Genomic DNA, 13329 nt, shown 5'->3' with positions numbered 1-13329 from the left:
GAGGGTGTGACTTGCAATCAAGAGATACGCAGTTATACTGAACACGAACCGAGGGAACTATCATCCAACACGAATGTACCATCAGCGCTATCGGAAATGCTCAGTAGGCTGAGTGACCGAAACAACCGGCGAATTACGTTCCAGCTCTCGAAACAAGACGAACAGGTTTCCGGCGACAAAATTATAGCACGGGTCGCATCGGATCGCCCATTGCTTGCGGCCGACGGTACCGTGAGAGCCAGGGGTCACATCAACGGGGATCGAAAGTATGGCAACTGAAGAAGAGAGTCCGCCACCGTCTATGGATACCGTTTTAAACGTCCTGGAAAAACGATATCGCCGTCGCCTGCTCGTCGCGCTGCTGGAACACAATCCACAGGTTGCCGACAACCCACAGATTTCTTCAGACACTGAATCCGCGACTGAGAACTTGGAAACGCTCACTATTCACACATGGCATAAGCACCTTCCCAAGCTGGAAGAATCAGAATTCATCGAGTGGGATCGGGACACAAACTCAATACAGAAGGGGCCTCAATTCGACGAGATTCAACCACTGCTCGAGTTGCTGCAGAACCACGCCGACGAATTACCCGACGACTGGCTGTGACCAGTTTGAGATGACCACCGGCCATCGGGTAACTCGCCCAGATCACTCCTCCCGAACCCGCTCGCCCTCGAGCGTCTCGGGGAACAGTTTGCCCGGGTTCAGCGTATCGGTCGGATCGAGCGCACGTTTGACCGCGCGCATCGCGTCGACTGCGCCCGACCCGTGTTCGCGCTCGAGGAATTTGCGCTTGCCCAGTGCGATGCCGTGTTCGCCCGTTGCGGTGCCGCCGTGGTCGATGGCGAGGTCGACGATCTCTCGATAGACCGTGTGCGCGCGCTCGACGTGGTCCGGGTCCTCGGGATCGGCGAGTACGCTGTAGTGGACGTTGCCGTCCCCCGCGTGGCCGAAACAGGGAACGAGCACGTCGTACTCCTCGCCGAGGCGCTTTGCTTCGCGAACGACGTCCCCGTAGGCGCTGATCGGCACCGTCACGTCGCCGGGGTGCTGGGGCTCGAGGTCTGGGTCCCACTGGCGCGTGGCGTAGGCGAGTTCCCGGCGGGCCCGCCAGAGGGCTTCCATCTCGCGCTCGTCGTCGCTCAGTTCGAAGCGCTCGACGCCGTGGGCCTCGAAGATCGCCCGGCAGAGGTCGACTTCCTCCTCGACGCCGTGGTTGGCGTGGAACTCGAGGAAGACCATCGGGGCGTCCGGCAGGCCGGTGTCGAGGTAGGCGTTGGCCATGCGAGCGCTCAGGCTGTCGAGCAGTTCGATCCGGGCGACGTCGACTTCGGTGCGGATCGCCTCCTGGATCGCCGCCGTTGCGTCGTCGAGCGAGTCGAAGATCGCCCGCCCGCCGCGGATCTGTTCGGGGCGGCCCGCCAGTTGCAGCGTGGCGCGGGTGACGACAGCGAGAGTTCCCTCGCTGCCGACCAGCAGATCGGTCAGGTTGTAGCCGCTCGAGGTCTTGATCGCCCGCGAACCGGTCTCGATCACCGTGCCGTCGGCGAGGACGGCCTCGAGGCCGAGCACCCAGTCGTGGATCTCGCCGTACTTGACGGTCTGCATGCCGCTGGCGTCGGTGGCGATCATGCCGCCGATCGTCGAGATGTCGCCCGAGGAGGGCAACGGCGGGAAGAAGAGGCCGTCGTCGGCGACGTACCCCTCCACGTCGGAGCCGATGATTCCGGGGCCGACGTCGATCTGGAAGTCCTCCGGTCGATACTCGTAGACGTCGTCCATCCGGGTCAGGTCCAGACTGATCCCGCCGTGAGCCGGCAGTGAACCACCCTCGAGGCCCGTCCCCGCGGCGTAGGGGGTGACCGGCACCCCGTGATCGGTCGCCGCGGCGAGCACAGTCGACACGTCGTCGGTCGACTCCGGCCAGACGACGGCGTCGGGGAGCGTTCGGTCGGGCGACCCTTCGGTCCCCCAGTCTGCGGCGTGAGAGTCACGACGGCCCTCGTCGAACGAGACCTGGTCGTCTGCGAGCGCGAGATCCGTGAGGAACGCGCAATCGTGTGTCATACGCTCACGTTGGTCAGAATCCGTATCAACGTTTCCACGTGGGCGTGGGTCCGGTCATCCGTACTGGTCGACCGTCGGCCGGCCAGTTCTGGCACAGGATTACAGGAACGGGAGTCGAACACACAGCCGTGGGCGAGAACCGAGACCCAACGATCACCAACGCGATCGACGAGCACGCCCTGGAGGAGCGACTCGCCCGGCTACGCTACCACCTCGAGGCCACCGGCGAACTGCCGATCGATCGTCGGTCCAACCGCTGGCTCGGGGAGGCAGAGAGCATCGCGCGCGACCTGGCGACGAGCGACCTCGATCGAGAGACGGTCGCCCGGCGAGTCAGCAAGATCAGCGGCCTCCTCGCGGAAGTCGAAGAGACGGGCCACGACGAGGCCGATCAGCACCTCGCGGCGGCACGACGAGAGTGTACGGACCTCCTCGAGTCCTGAACCGGCGTCGGCTCCGGCCAGGAACGGCCCGACAGCGGCGCGCTCGAGTCTGTCGGAAACGCTGAACTTTATGTGAATTCGTGACGGGGTTGTGGACGAACGATGATGACGCACACGCCAGAGACGTACGAACCGACCCGGAGGGGAGCAGCGTGACCGCCGAACGCGACCTGCTGATCAGGCTGGGCGACTACGACAGTCCACAGGAGGTCGGCGACCGCGCTGGCGAGGCAGAGGAACTCGGCTTCGACCGGATCACCGTCGGCGAGACGACCGGGTGGAACATCGTCCCGGCGCTGACGCTCGCGGCCGACCGCACCGACGAGCTTGGCATCTCGAACGACGTCGTCTCGCCGTTTGGACGATCACCCGCGATGCTGGCCCAGACCGCACTGGCGCTGCACGCGGCCGCCGACGGCCGATTCCGCCTCGGTATTGGCCCCAGCTCGCCCGCGATCACCGAACGCTGGCACGGTCTCGAGTTCGATCGACCATTGCGTCGTACTCGCGAGACGATCGAGATCGTCCGGTCGGTCTACGAAAACGGAAGTCCAGCCTACGAGGGCGAAATATTCGACATTGCCGGTCTCAACTACGAACGCGAGACGCCCGAGAACCCGCCGCCGATCGACGTCGCAACGCTCGGCCCCAAAGCCACCGAGATGGCCGGCCGCTTCGGCGACGGCTGGGCACCACAGATGTTCACCAGGGACGGCCTCGAGGAGCGACTCGAGGACCTCGAGCGGGGGGCAGACCTCGCGGGGAAGGACCTCGATGACCTCCGGGTCGCGCCCATCGTCCGTGGCATCGCGAGCGAGGATCGCGAGACGGCACGGGCGAAAGCCCGGGGAACGATCGCGTTCATGCTCGGTGCGTACGGCCCCTACTACGGGAACTCGGTCGCAGAACAGGGCTACCCCGACGTGGTCGAGGACGTCCGCGAGGCGTGGGGCGAACGAGATACGGAAGCGATGGCCGCCGCGCTGCCCGACGAAGTGCTCGACGCGCTCGCTCCCGCGGGGACGCCCGAGGAGGTCAGCGAGTGGGTCGAAGAGTACGCCAGCCTCGAGGGTGTCGACGCGATTCGTGTCGGGTTCGTCAACGAGATGAGCGAAGGAGAAAAGCGCACGACGATGGAAGCGGTCGTCGACGCGGTCTGATACGGTTTACAGGTTGAACAGGCGCAATGCCACGGTCTTTAGGCCGTGGATACGCGCCGTCACTTAGTGACGCAACCCGCCGACGATAGCACAGTCAGATATTCCAACAGATATTCAAACAATCGTAACTAATTACAATTATAATGGTCACGGTGACTGTCACCGCGAAGTTCCACAACCCGTCCCTCTCACGGCGGAAAGAGTGGCAACACGCCTCTGGACTCTACCGTGATACCAAGCAGTTCTGCATCGACGGATGGAAAAACGGCGACTTCGACAAGTCCGTGACCACGGCCAGCATCGACAACGATCTCTATTCGGCCATCCAGAACCAGGCCATCCGAGAGGCGAAATCAGACCACAACAAGGACGGAGATGTTCGCTACCGAGAGAGTCAGCCGTTCGCCGTCAACAACCAGAACTGGGAAATCGACACAACTGAGAACGGCACGGTCGTCGTCGGCTTCCCGTGCGTCTCTCAATGGTGGTACACGCCTATCGAAGTGTATGACGACATTGCCGACCCTGTAGACCGACTGGTCGAGGGTGACGCAAAGAAGACACGGCTACAAGTGTACCGCCGTAGTGACGATTGGTTCTGTACGTTCAATATCGAGTACGACGCCGACACGTCGGGCGAAACGCCAATCGGCGTCGACATTGGTGAACGGCACATCCTCGCCGTGACCGCATACGGTGATGGTGAGTCGATGTTGGTGTCGGGTGGTGAGGCGAAGTACGTTCGACGCAACTATCGTTCCCTACGCGATTCGCTTTCGGAAGCGGGTGCGCTTCGCGCACGCAACCGCGTTGGTAACAAAGAACAGCGTCGAATCACAGACTTGAACCACAAACTCTCCCGTCGCCTCATCGCGTTCGCGGAACAGTTCGAGAACCCCGTCATTCGGATGGAAGACCTCGAAGGTGTCCGTGAGAATAGTTCGTGGTCAGGTGTTCACTCGTGGCATTTCCACCAACTCCAACAGTTCATCACGTACAAAGCCGAACGCGCTGGTATCCGCGTCGAGAAAGTTGATGCCTACCATACCAGCCAACGGTGTTCGGCGTGTGGTTCGATGGGAACCCGTGATGGCGACCACTTTTCGTGTTCGGAGTGCGGTCGAGGACGCCACGCCGACCTGAACGCTTCGGAGAACATTGCACAACGGGAGGGAGAACCATGCACGGCCTAACAGTTCGGCTGAGGCGAACCGTGCTACCTCGCTGGTTGAATAGCCAGCTATCTTCGATACTCGCTGTATGCGGGGAGGAAGGCCCCATTGACAGGGCTGTACGCGCTGGAAAGCACGTCCGTGGTCACAACTGGACGGCGACCGTCGACGGGTCACGCGAAAGCGTACTTGAACCCCGAGGAAACGCGCAACCTGAATATCCACGTCGTGGATTCCCGCGACTTTACAGTAGTTGCTGATTCGATCAGGAAAGCCGCAAGGATTGGAGTGTCGTTCTCAACTCCGGCTTCGTGAAACCGTTCTCAGTGCTGTCCAGAGAGCGTAACAGCTGTCGAAGCGTTTCCTCAGCCTTGTTCTTCCAGTCTTACCAGTACTGAGGGGCGTACTGACTCGGGCTGCTCAGCCCGAGTCAGTCGCCGAGATAACCGCTACCCGTACGGTATTTGCCCGAGAAACGCGCGAAACAGGGCGGTCGGGACGACTGGATCCGTCCCGACCGCCCGGCGGGACGTCACGAGCAGGTTCGTCAACACCCACAGATTGTACAGCGCGACGGCGAACAGGAAGTAAAAGAGCCGTACTGAGAACGTCGGTGACGACGTTCTCGGGAGAAACTCCGTAATCTTGCGATAGGACGTTTCGATTCCCCAACGACGGCGATATGCTTCAGCCAGTGGCCGGGCGATCTCGACGTCAGTGCCGACGTCGAGATCGCGGTTGGTAACCAGACAGAAGTGGTCGTCATTTCGTGTTCGATGCGGAACGACGACGAGCCGGACTGTCGTTCGGCCCGTCGGCGGATTCGACCGAGCCATCTCGTACTCTGCAATGAACGTGTCGCTGTCGTGGTCATCAATAAATTGCTGTACCTTTTGTGTTTGCGGCGCACGCATGAGGAACTCAACGTCGAGTTCTTCGAGCGCTAGGGCGAGGTGAACACGATAGAAGCCACGATCGAGATAAAGGCGGTTGATTTCGACATACTCGCGGACGTCTGAGACGAGTTGGCGGAGTGCATCCGCCAACTCGTCGGTATCGCTGCCCTCCAAGGCTACCGATCCAAGCGTGAAACGGACGCTCGGATCGACGATACAGACGGTAGCGAACTTGTACGCGCGATCGGTGCCCTGCGCTGGATTCGTTGTACAGACGTGAGGAGTCTCTTTGTCCCCGTAATAGAGCCAGTCGTGAACGTCGATTGCGACGTCTACTGGCCTGGTAAACACGCGGTTGCGAGCGGCTTCGTCGAGGATTGCGTCGCGGACGCGGTCGAACTGATCGTCGACCGCGTCCGCGTCGAGTCCACGTAGATGGTAGAGGAGCGCTCGTGCGAGCGGATTTCGAGCGGTTGCGTCAATGGCGATATCGTCGCCACGGGCGAGCTGATAGGCTTTCGCACCAGTATTGGCGAATTCATTGTCGAATGCGATCCGAGCGAGGACTTGCTGGAAGTCCTCGCTCGGATAGGTGCCGTTCGCAGCGATCCCGAACTCAAGTTCTGGAAACAGCATCGACGACGCTGCACGAGTCACCTGCGTTGCCTCAGTTGTCTCGACCATATCGAGACAACGACCGCGACGGCAATCGTCACTTGGTCACTTCAGCAACTACTGTTTAGGCGCGGGAGGATGTCAAACCTGCACCAAGACGTGGTCGCCGCAGCCCTTTTGCTACCAGCCACGGACGTACCTCTATGAGCGAACGCGCCGCCGACGAGGGGTCCCGCCGGGTGTACGACCCCGACGACAGTCACAACTTCCCCGACGAGAAGCTCAACGCCGTCCTCGAGGTGGTCGACGACGACGAGGAAATTCAGACCTATCTCGAGGCCCAGAACGTCAACGCGGTCGACCGGATGCGCTACAACGACCACGGTCCGAAACACATCGAGATCGTCCGCAACCGCGCGCTCTGTCTGTACGACCTGCTCAAGGCGAGCGACGTCGACTTCAACGGGGCCCGCGAACAGGATCTGGCCGAAGAAGACGAGTCGGTGATCATCGCGCTGGCTGCGATGCTCCACGACGTCGGCCACGTCGTCCACCGCGACGACCACGCCTACTACTCGATCCCGCTCGCAGCTGACATTCTGGATCGCATCCTCCCGGAGTTCTACGACGTCGCCGGACGAGTCCGGGTGAAAGGAGAGGTCCTCCACGCGATCCTCTGTCACCACCGCGCCGAGACGCCGCTGACGACGGAAGCAGGCGTCATCCGCGTCGCTGACGCCCTCGACATGGAACGCGGGCGATCGCGCATCCCCTACGAACACGGCGGGCGGGGCATCAACACCCTCTCGAGTCAGGCGATCGAACGCGTCTCGCTGTACGAAGGTGACACACGTCCGGTGATGGTCGAGATCGCGATGACCAACGCCGCGGGTGTCTACCAGGTGGACAACCTTCTGAAGGCGAAACTCAGTGGATCCGGCCTCGAGGACCAGATCAGGATCGTCGCGGTCAACACGAACGAAAACCGGGAACAACTCGTCGAACGGATCGAACTCTAGACGCTACTGGCCACAGATATCGAATCCATCGTCGGTTCGCTCGAGGAATCCTCGCTTTCGGAGCGTGCTGGCGATCGACAGCGCCGTCCCTTTCTTGATCGCGAGGTCCACCTGTAGCTGTTCGACTGTGGCACCGTCGCGAGCGCTCACGTACAGGTAGATCAGCTTGGCTCGTGGTGACTCGAGGGCCGGCGGCACGGAGAGATCGAGGTCGGTGTCGATCGGTTCCGGTGGATTCGGTTGCATAGTCGGACGATGTCTTTCGACGATAATAAATCCCTATTTCAACGATCGTCGAAATCATTGCTCCCCGCCGAGTTCACTTGCCGGTATCGTCAGCATCCCGTCGTCGAAATTTCATCCATCACGTCTTCAGGCCACTACAATCGGACAGTCCGGAATTTGTACCAATCGACGAGACGGCTATCGCTGGTCGTGGTACTCCACCGGCTAACGAGCGACTCGAGCGGCGTCGGGGCTAATGTCCGACCGAGAGAGGATGGACGTGCCGTTTTTGTGTCCTCCCGCCAGAGTGAGAAGGGATGTCGACGCAGATTACTGTCCTCGCGCTACTCACCGGATTGCTCACCGGTGCCCTGTTCCGGTTTCTCAATGTCCCAATCCCGGCGCCGCCGGAACTCCCCGGCATCATGGGGATCGTCGGAATCTTCATCGGATACAAACTGATCGACTACGCGGACATCGGCGTCGACCTCCTCGATGCCCTCGGATTGTGAGAGCAGCAGTTCCGGGTGAACGCGGACGAAGTGAGAACTTCCCACTCGGTCGTCGTCGAGACTCTCACGTCGGTTACCACAGCCGCAAGGAGAGCCGCGACATGATCCACGCGAACGTGAGTAGCACGGAGGCAGTGACGTACGCCACGCCGATCGGAAGTACGATCACCGGGAGCGAAGCGAGGTAGAAGTAGCCGACGACGAGAACGATAGGCAAGACCAGGAGATTGGCTTTGACGAATCGCTCGAGGCTCATCGTCTCGAACTCGGGGGCACGCACGGATAGGCCTGCTGGTGTCGACTGGCCGGTACGTGACGGGTTGTGAGCGGCTGAATCGCCGATAGCTGATTCGAATCGAACGGGAAGAGAAACGGAAATCCGGCTGAATCTACCGGGTGAGCGGTGGCTCAGTAACTGCGCTCTTTCGGCTCGTAGGTCTTCTCTTCGCCCTCGAGGATCACCGGGCGGTAGAAGATCCTGGGCTCGCCGCCGTTCCAGGAGATGAGCGTGTGTTTGAGCCAGTTCTCGTCGTCGCGTTCTTGATTCTCCTGTCGCCAGTGGGCACCACGGAACTCGTTGCGCACGAGCGCGCCGAGTGCGATCGTCTCGGCGACGTCGATCAAGTTGCGTGTCTCGTAGGTCTGCTGGAGATCGGTGTTGAACGTGCGCGAGGGGTCGTCGACGTAGACGTCCTGATACTGCTCGCGGCACTCGCGGATAACCCGGAGCGCCTTCTTGATGCCCTCTTCGGTACGGAAGACGTTGACGTGGTCGGTCATCGCCTTCTGGAGCTTCTGACGGATCTCGGCGTGCTGGATGCCCTCGTTGCGATCCATCAGGCGGTCGACGCGTTCGCGTTCGCGCTCGACGGTCCGCTCCAGAATGCCCTCGGCGTCGGCTGCAACGCCACCGTCTGCGGCGACGCCACCCGCGGTCTCGAGGCCGGCTTCGCCGGGCTGGACTGGGAGGTCCGCGTCGGTTTCGTCTTCGACGTCGTCGCCGTAGCCGGTCTGGATCTGGGGTTCGCCAAGGTCCTCACCGGCGGCGTGGCGACCGGCGCGCTTGCCGAAGACGATCAGTTCGGGTAACGCGTTGCCGCCGAGTCGGTTACCGCCGTGGACGGAGACACAGGCAGCCTCGCCAGCGGCATAGAGGCCGTTGATGCAGGTCTGACCGTTCTCGTCGACGTCGATCCCACCCATCGCGTAGTGCTGGCCGGGTTTGACCGGCATCGGTTCGACGAGCCCGTCGACGCCTTCGAAGTCCTCTGCGAGGTGGAGGATGTTCTCGAGGCGGTCCAGGATGCGCTCTTCACCGAGGTGGCGCATGTCGAGGTGGACGTACTCGTCGTTGACGCCCCGGCCTTCGGCAACCTCGGTGAGTTCGGCACGGGCGACGACGTCGCGAGAGGCGAGTTCGCCGGAGTTGTTCGCGTAGCCGTACTCGAACATGAACCGTTCGCCCTCGTTGTTGTAGAGGATGCCACCTTCGCCACGGACACCCTCGGAGATCAGGACGCCCGTCGACGGCAGCGAAGTCGGGTGGAACTGGATGAACTCCATGTCCTCGAGCGGCGCGCCGGCGCGGTAGGCGATCGCGTGACCGTCACCGGTACAGGAGACGGCGTTGGTGGTGTGGTCGAACGCCTGACCGGGGCCACCGGTCGCGAGGATGACACCGCTGTTGGCCTTGAAGCCCTCGATCTGACCGGTCTGGACGTCGTAGGCGACGACGCCGTGGCAGGTCCGATCGTTGGGGTCGTCCTCGTCGGTGACCGCGAGGTTCATCACGTACCACTCGTCGTAGACCTGAATGCCTCGCTTGACGACCTGCTCGTACATCGTGTGCAGCAGGTGGTGACCGGTCTCGGCGCCAGCGAACGTCGTTCGTGGGTACGAGAGACCACCGAACGGCCGCTGGGAGACTGTCCCGTCCTCTTCGCGCGAGAAGGGCATCCCCCAGTGCTCGAGTCGCATCGTGTCCTCGGGGGAGTCCTGTGCGAGGGTCTCGACTGCCGGGGCGTCGCCCAGGTAGTCGGAACCCTTCATCGTGTCGTAGGCGTGGAGTTCCCAGTCGTCGCCCTCCTGGAGGGCGGCGTTGATCCCACCTTCCGCGGCACCGGTGTGGCTGCGGACCGGGTGGAGTTTCGTGACGAGCGCCGTGTCGGCTCCCGCCTCGTGCGCTGCGATTGCGGCCCGGAGGCCGGCGCCGCCGGCGCCGACCACGATGACGTCGTGTTCGTACATATTACCAGAACTTCAGGTTCTTCTTCACAGCTTCCCGTTTGAGCTCCTGAATGTGCTCGGTGAGCGGGATGTCTTTCGGACACACCTCGGTACAGGAGAACTGGGTCTGGCAACGCCAGACGCCGTGTTCCTGCTCTAAGATGCGGAGCCGATGCTCTTTGATCTCCTCGCTTTCGCGGTCGTCCATCGCGAACTTGTAGGCCTTGTTGATCGCCGCGGGACCGAGGTACTCGTTGTCACCGGCAGCGATGTTACACGAGGACATACACGCGCCACACCAGATACAGCGCGAGGACATCTTGATCTTCTCGCGGTTCTCGGGACTCTGGCGCTGTTCTTCGAGGTCGGCCGGATCCGGCGTATCTTCGTCCTGGAAGTACGGCTCGACGGCGTGCATCTGGTCGTAGAAGTGGTCCATGTCGACGACCAGGTCCTTGACGACCTCCTGGTGGGGTAGCGGTTCGATACGAATCGGCTGCTCGAGATCGGCGAGCTGGGTCTTGCAGCCGAGTTTCTGCCGGCCGTTGACGAAGAAGGCGTCGGAGCCACAGACGGCCTGCCGACAGGAGTGGCGGAACGTAAGCGAGGAGTCGAACTCGTCGCGGGCGTACATGACCGCGTCGAGGACAGTCATCCCCTTCTCGAAGGGGACGTGGAAGTCGTCGAAGCGCGGTTCCTGCTTGGCTTCGACTTCGGGGTCGTATCGGAAGACCTTGATGTGGACCGTCTCGCCCTCGGCTTCCGCATCCGCTTCGGCCTGGGCGTCGAGTCCCGCTTCTTTCTCCTCGAGTCGCCGCTCCTGGGGCGACTGCGTCCCCTTCATCTCGGGGTCTGCCGGTGCTTCCTGCGATTCGGGTTCTTGTTGTTGCGTGCTCATGTTACATCCACCCCGCCATGACGAGTGCAACGTAGGTGCCCTGTGCGACGAGTGCGAGGCCTGCCAGTGTAAGGACTGCAAGCACTACCTTCTTCGGGGTGCCGCTGAGTCCCTGGTTGACGAGTGCGTTGTAGACGCCGTTGATACCGTGGAACGCGCCGGCCCAGAGGAACAACACCATCGTCAGGAAGTAGCCCACGTTCTCCATGCGAGCAACCGTGTCGTCGAGGGTGACAGCGTAGGCGTGGTTGACGAAGTGCAACAGGAAAAAGTGCATCGCCAGCACGACGATCAGGAACGCCGCCGTCACGCGCTGGAGGAACCAGGCGGTACCCCCGGGGACGAACGAGGAGTGTCGTTCGGCCATTAGAAGCCCACCCCCGTGGTGAACGTCGGAACGGACGCGACGGTGATGATCCCCGTGAGGATCAGCGACGCGTAGAAACTCTTGTCCTGGGAGTCCAGACCGATCCCGAGGTCGACCAGCAACAGCCGGAGGCCGTTGAGAATGTGGAAGACGGCAACGGCGAGGAGGCCGACTTCGAGAATCCGGATGATGAGGAGACTCTCGAGTCCACCCAGCGTGGCCGTGTAGATGTCGACGTCTGCGACGCCGATGTTCTCGACGTTCGGTAACGCCGCAGTGTCCACTTCGACCGTTTCGCCCTGTACACCACCAACGGCCGTGCTCAACACCGCGATGTGGGTAAACAGGTAGCCGATGAGGATCCACCCAGTGAACTTGTGGAAGATCCAGGCCCACATCCCGGCCGAGAACTCCTTCCAGCGACCGAAGTCCTCGACGAGGCCGCGATTGTAAGACTGACTCATGCGCTCGTGTGGACGTTCGACCGTGAGGGTATAGAACTTACCTTTGACGCCTCGAGACCTCGGACAGTAACGATCGATGTTCCGGGTCACGCGACGGCCGACGTGTTCGGAGCCGCGAACGGTGATTTACTGGTCCCTAGAGTTCGCTTCGAGAGCGCTCGGTCGTCTGTTCGCGCTCGAGTGCGATCCTGGTGTCAGCCGAGAGGCCGACGAGGTGACACAGCGGGTTTCCGGGGTAGACGACGGGGTTCTCGAGGACACCGACGATCAGTCCCGTGAAGGGGGCCTCGACGGTGACGACCTCGTCTTCTTCTTTGAACGGGTTGGTGATCGTACAGATGACCTCGCCTTCCTCGACGAGGGCACCCCGACCGCGTTTCATGTCGACGATTCCACCGGCATCCGCGCGAAGCCAGGTTTTCTCGTCGTCGGCGTCGATGACGGTTCGCCAGCCGGGCCAGTGGACCGACGAATCCGGGTGACAGCCAAATTCCGCGAGGACGCTCGCGACGCCGGTCAGCGCGCGGTCTATCAGTCGGCGCTGGAAGCGGTGAGCCTCGCCCATCTCGACGGTGATCGTCGGGACGCCGGCGTCGGTCGCCTCGCGACGAAGCGTTCCCGAGGGTCCTTCGCCCCCGATCACGACGTTCGAACTGAACGCCCGCGCGAGGCGGTTCACGGTAAAATTATTGACGTTCGCCCGCACGTGGAGCATGTTGGTCCGGCCGCGGGTCGAGGTGTGAAAGTCGATTCCGAGGTCGCAGGGGGCGACGAAGTTCCTGAAGATGCGATGGGCCATCCGTCGGGCGCTGGTCGATCCCTCTCGCCCGGGAAACGAGCGGTTGAGGTCCCGGTCGTAGATCGGGAGGTAGCGTTCCTGTGCCAGAAACCCCGGGACGTTCAACACGGGGAGACAGACCAGCGTCCCGTGGAGGTCGGTGTGGTCCCAGTCGTGTGCGACTTCCCGGACGACCTCGATGCCGTTTAATTCGTCGCCGTGGGCCGCCGCAGAGAGGAAGACGGTCGGACCGGGGTACGGGCCGTTGACGATCGTCACCGGGATCCGGACGGGATCGCCGAGATAGGTCTCGCTGATTCCGTAGCGGATGTTCGCCGACTCGCCGGGATCGACCCGTCCCCCGTCGTAGGTGAACGGTTCGTTGTCGTACTCGAGATCCTGTACGCCGTCGGGCGGGTCGCTTCCGTCGGGCGGCTCGGCAGCGTCGTCGGTCATACCCGTACGTCCCGCGACAGCGACGTG

At 62.1% G+C, this 13329-nt stretch carries 15 protein-coding genes; 6 read left to right on the top strand and 9 right to left on the bottom strand.

The annotated features are described in order from the left end of the window. Positions 1-268: 268 nt before the first annotated feature. Complete coding sequence (locus B1756_RS03020; RefSeq protein WP_086887214.1) at positions 269-610, top strand: transcriptional regulator; 342 nt, start codon at positions 269-271, stop codon at positions 608-610. Between the two features lie 42 nt (positions 611-652). Here B1756_RS03020 and B1756_RS03015 read toward each other — a convergent pair whose 3' ends face one another. Beyond that, positions 653-2071, bottom strand: a complete 1419-nt coding sequence (locus B1756_RS03015; RefSeq protein ID WP_086887213.1) for an FAD-binding oxidoreductase — start codon at positions 2069-2071, stop codon at positions 653-655. Between the two features lie 128 nt (positions 2072-2199). Between B1756_RS03015 and B1756_RS03010 the strand changes: the two genes are divergently transcribed. From B1756_RS03010 to B1756_RS03000, 3 genes are all read left to right on the top strand, one after another. Then, on the top strand, positions 2200-2514 hold the full coding sequence (locus tag B1756_RS03010; protein WP_394340692.1) for a DUF8152 family protein: 315 nt from the start codon (positions 2200-2202) through the stop codon (positions 2512-2514). A 152-nt stretch (positions 2515-2666) separates the two neighbouring features. Continuing rightward, positions 2667-3674, top strand: a complete 1008-nt coding sequence (locus B1756_RS03005) for a TIGR04024 family LLM class F420-dependent oxidoreductase (RefSeq protein ID WP_086890013.1) — start codon at positions 2667-2669, stop codon at positions 3672-3674. Positions 3675-3817: 143 nt separating this feature from the next. Next, positions 3818-4867 carry an RNA-guided endonuclease TnpB family protein gene (locus B1756_RS03000; RefSeq protein WP_086887212.1) on the top strand — a complete coding sequence of 350 codons (1050 nt, stop codon included), beginning with the start codon at positions 3818-3820 and terminating at the stop codon, positions 4865-4867. A 428-nt stretch (positions 4868-5295) separates the two neighbouring features. Here the strand turns inward: B1756_RS03000 and B1756_RS02995 are convergent, their stop codons facing one another. After that, complete coding sequence (locus tag B1756_RS02995) at positions 5296-6426, bottom strand: transposase (protein WP_120649689.1); 1131 nt, start codon at positions 6424-6426, stop codon at positions 5296-5298. 134 nt (positions 6427-6560) lie between these two features. Here B1756_RS02995 and B1756_RS02990 point away from each other — a divergent pair, with 134 nt between their 5' ends. Next, the gene (locus tag B1756_RS02990; RefSeq protein WP_086887211.1) at positions 6561-7376 is read left to right on the top strand and encodes an HD domain-containing protein; all 816 of its coding nucleotides are present in this window, start codon (positions 6561-6563) and stop codon (positions 7374-7376) included. Positions 7377-7379: 3 nt separating this feature from the next. On the opposite strand, the gene B1756_RS02985 is transcribed toward B1756_RS02990, so the two are convergent. Next, positions 7380-7622 carry a MarR family transcriptional regulator gene (locus tag B1756_RS02985; RefSeq protein ID WP_086887210.1) on the bottom strand — a complete coding sequence of 81 codons (243 nt, stop codon included), beginning with the start codon at positions 7620-7622 and terminating at the stop codon, positions 7380-7382. Positions 7623-7918: 296 nt separating this feature from the next. Here B1756_RS02985 and B1756_RS02980 point away from each other — a divergent pair, with 296 nt between their 5' ends. Next, positions 7919-8113 (top strand): XapX domain-containing protein, encoded by a 195-nt coding sequence (locus tag B1756_RS02980; protein WP_086887209.1) that lies wholly within the window; start codon positions 7919-7921, stop codon positions 8111-8113. Between the two features lie 73 nt (positions 8114-8186). Here B1756_RS02980 and B1756_RS02975 read toward each other — a convergent pair whose 3' ends face one another. The 6 genes from B1756_RS02975 to B1756_RS02950 all read right to left on the bottom strand — a co-directional run bounded on the left by B1756_RS02975 (position 8187) and on the right by B1756_RS02950 (position 13302). Continuing rightward, positions 8187-8369, bottom strand: a complete 183-nt coding sequence (locus tag B1756_RS02975) for a hypothetical protein (protein WP_086890012.1) — start codon at positions 8367-8369, stop codon at positions 8187-8189. Between the two features lie 152 nt (positions 8370-8521). Next, a complete protein-coding gene (locus tag B1756_RS02970; RefSeq protein ID WP_086887208.1) occupies positions 8522-10360 on the bottom strand; it encodes an FAD-binding protein in 1839 nt (612 codons plus the stop codon). 1 nt (position 10361) lies between these two features. Then, a complete protein-coding gene (locus B1756_RS02965) occupies positions 10362-11237 on the bottom strand; it encodes a succinate dehydrogenase/fumarate reductase iron-sulfur subunit (RefSeq protein WP_086887207.1) in 876 nt (291 codons plus the stop codon). A 1-nt stretch (position 11238) separates the two neighbouring features. Further along, a complete protein-coding gene (locus B1756_RS02960) occupies positions 11239-11604 on the bottom strand; it encodes a succinate dehydrogenase/fumarate reductase transmembrane subunit (RefSeq protein ID WP_086887206.1) in 366 nt (121 codons plus the stop codon). Beyond that, complete coding sequence (locus B1756_RS02955; RefSeq protein WP_086887205.1) at positions 11604-12068, bottom strand: succinate dehydrogenase/fumarate reductase transmembrane subunit; 465 nt, start codon at positions 12066-12068, stop codon at positions 11604-11606. Before B1756_RS02955 ends, B1756_RS02960 begins: the two co-directional genes overlap by 1 nt. Positions 12069-12204: 136 nt before the next feature. Further along, the gene (locus B1756_RS02950; protein ID WP_086890011.1) at positions 12205-13302 is read right to left on the bottom strand and encodes a succinylglutamate desuccinylase/aspartoacylase family protein; all 1098 of its coding nucleotides are present in this window, start codon (positions 13300-13302) and stop codon (positions 12205-12207) included. Positions 13303-13329 lie beyond the last annotated feature (27 nt).

It is taken from the genome of Natrarchaeobaculum aegyptiacum, from assembly GCF_002156705.1.
Taxonomy (GTDB): Archaea; Halobacteriota; Halobacteria; order Halobacteriales; family Natrialbaceae; genus Natrarchaeobaculum; species Natrarchaeobaculum aegyptiacum.
Note: the sequence above shows the minus strand (reverse complement) of the source record. Positions and strands in the feature narration are given on the sequence as shown.

Excerpts from the sequence above, each read along its gene's own strand:
- B1756_RS03020 (WP_086887214.1), top strand. The coding sequence starts at position 269 with ATGGCAACTGAAGAAGAGAGTCCGCCACCGTCTATGGATACCGTTTTA.
- B1756_RS03015 (WP_086887213.1), bottom strand. The coding sequence starts at position 2,071 with ATGACACACGATTGCGCGTTCCTCACGGATCTCGCGCTCGCAGACGAC.
- B1756_RS03000 (WP_086887212.1), top strand. The coding sequence starts at position 3,818 with ATGGTCACGGTGACTGTCACCGCGAAGTTCCACAACCCGTCCCTCTCA.
- B1756_RS02995 (WP_120649689.1), bottom strand. The coding sequence starts at position 6,426 with ATGGTCGAGACAACTGAGGCAACGCAGGTGACTCGTGCAGCGTCGTCG.
- B1756_RS02990 (WP_086887211.1), top strand. The coding sequence starts at position 6,561 with ATGAGCGAACGCGCCGCCGACGAGGGGTCCCGCCGGGTGTACGACCCC.
- B1756_RS02985 (WP_086887210.1), bottom strand. The coding sequence starts at position 7,622 with ATGCAACCGAATCCACCGGAACCGATCGACACCGACCTCGATCTCTCC.
- B1756_RS02980 (WP_086887209.1), top strand. The coding sequence starts at position 7,919 with ATGTCGACGCAGATTACTGTCCTCGCGCTACTCACCGGATTGCTCACC.
- B1756_RS02975 (WP_086890012.1), bottom strand. The coding sequence starts at position 8,369 with ATGAGCCTCGAGCGATTCGTCAAAGCCAATCTCCTGGTCTTGCCTATC.
- B1756_RS02970 (WP_086887208.1), bottom strand. The coding sequence starts at position 10,360 with ATGTACGAACACGACGTCATCGTGGTCGGCGCCGGCGGCGCCGGCCTC.
- B1756_RS02965 (WP_086887207.1), bottom strand. The coding sequence starts at position 11,237 with ATGAGCACGCAACAACAAGAACCCGAATCGCAGGAAGCACCGGCAGAC.
- B1756_RS02960 (WP_086887206.1), bottom strand. The coding sequence starts at position 11,604 with ATGGCCGAACGACACTCCTCGTTCGTCCCCGGGGGTACCGCCTGGTTC.
- B1756_RS02955 (WP_086887205.1), bottom strand. The coding sequence starts at position 12,068 with ATGAGTCAGTCTTACAATCGCGGCCTCGTCGAGGACTTCGGTCGCTGG.
- B1756_RS02950 (WP_086890011.1), bottom strand. The coding sequence starts at position 13,302 with ATGACCGACGACGCTGCCGAGCCGCCCGACGGAAGCGACCCGCCCGAC.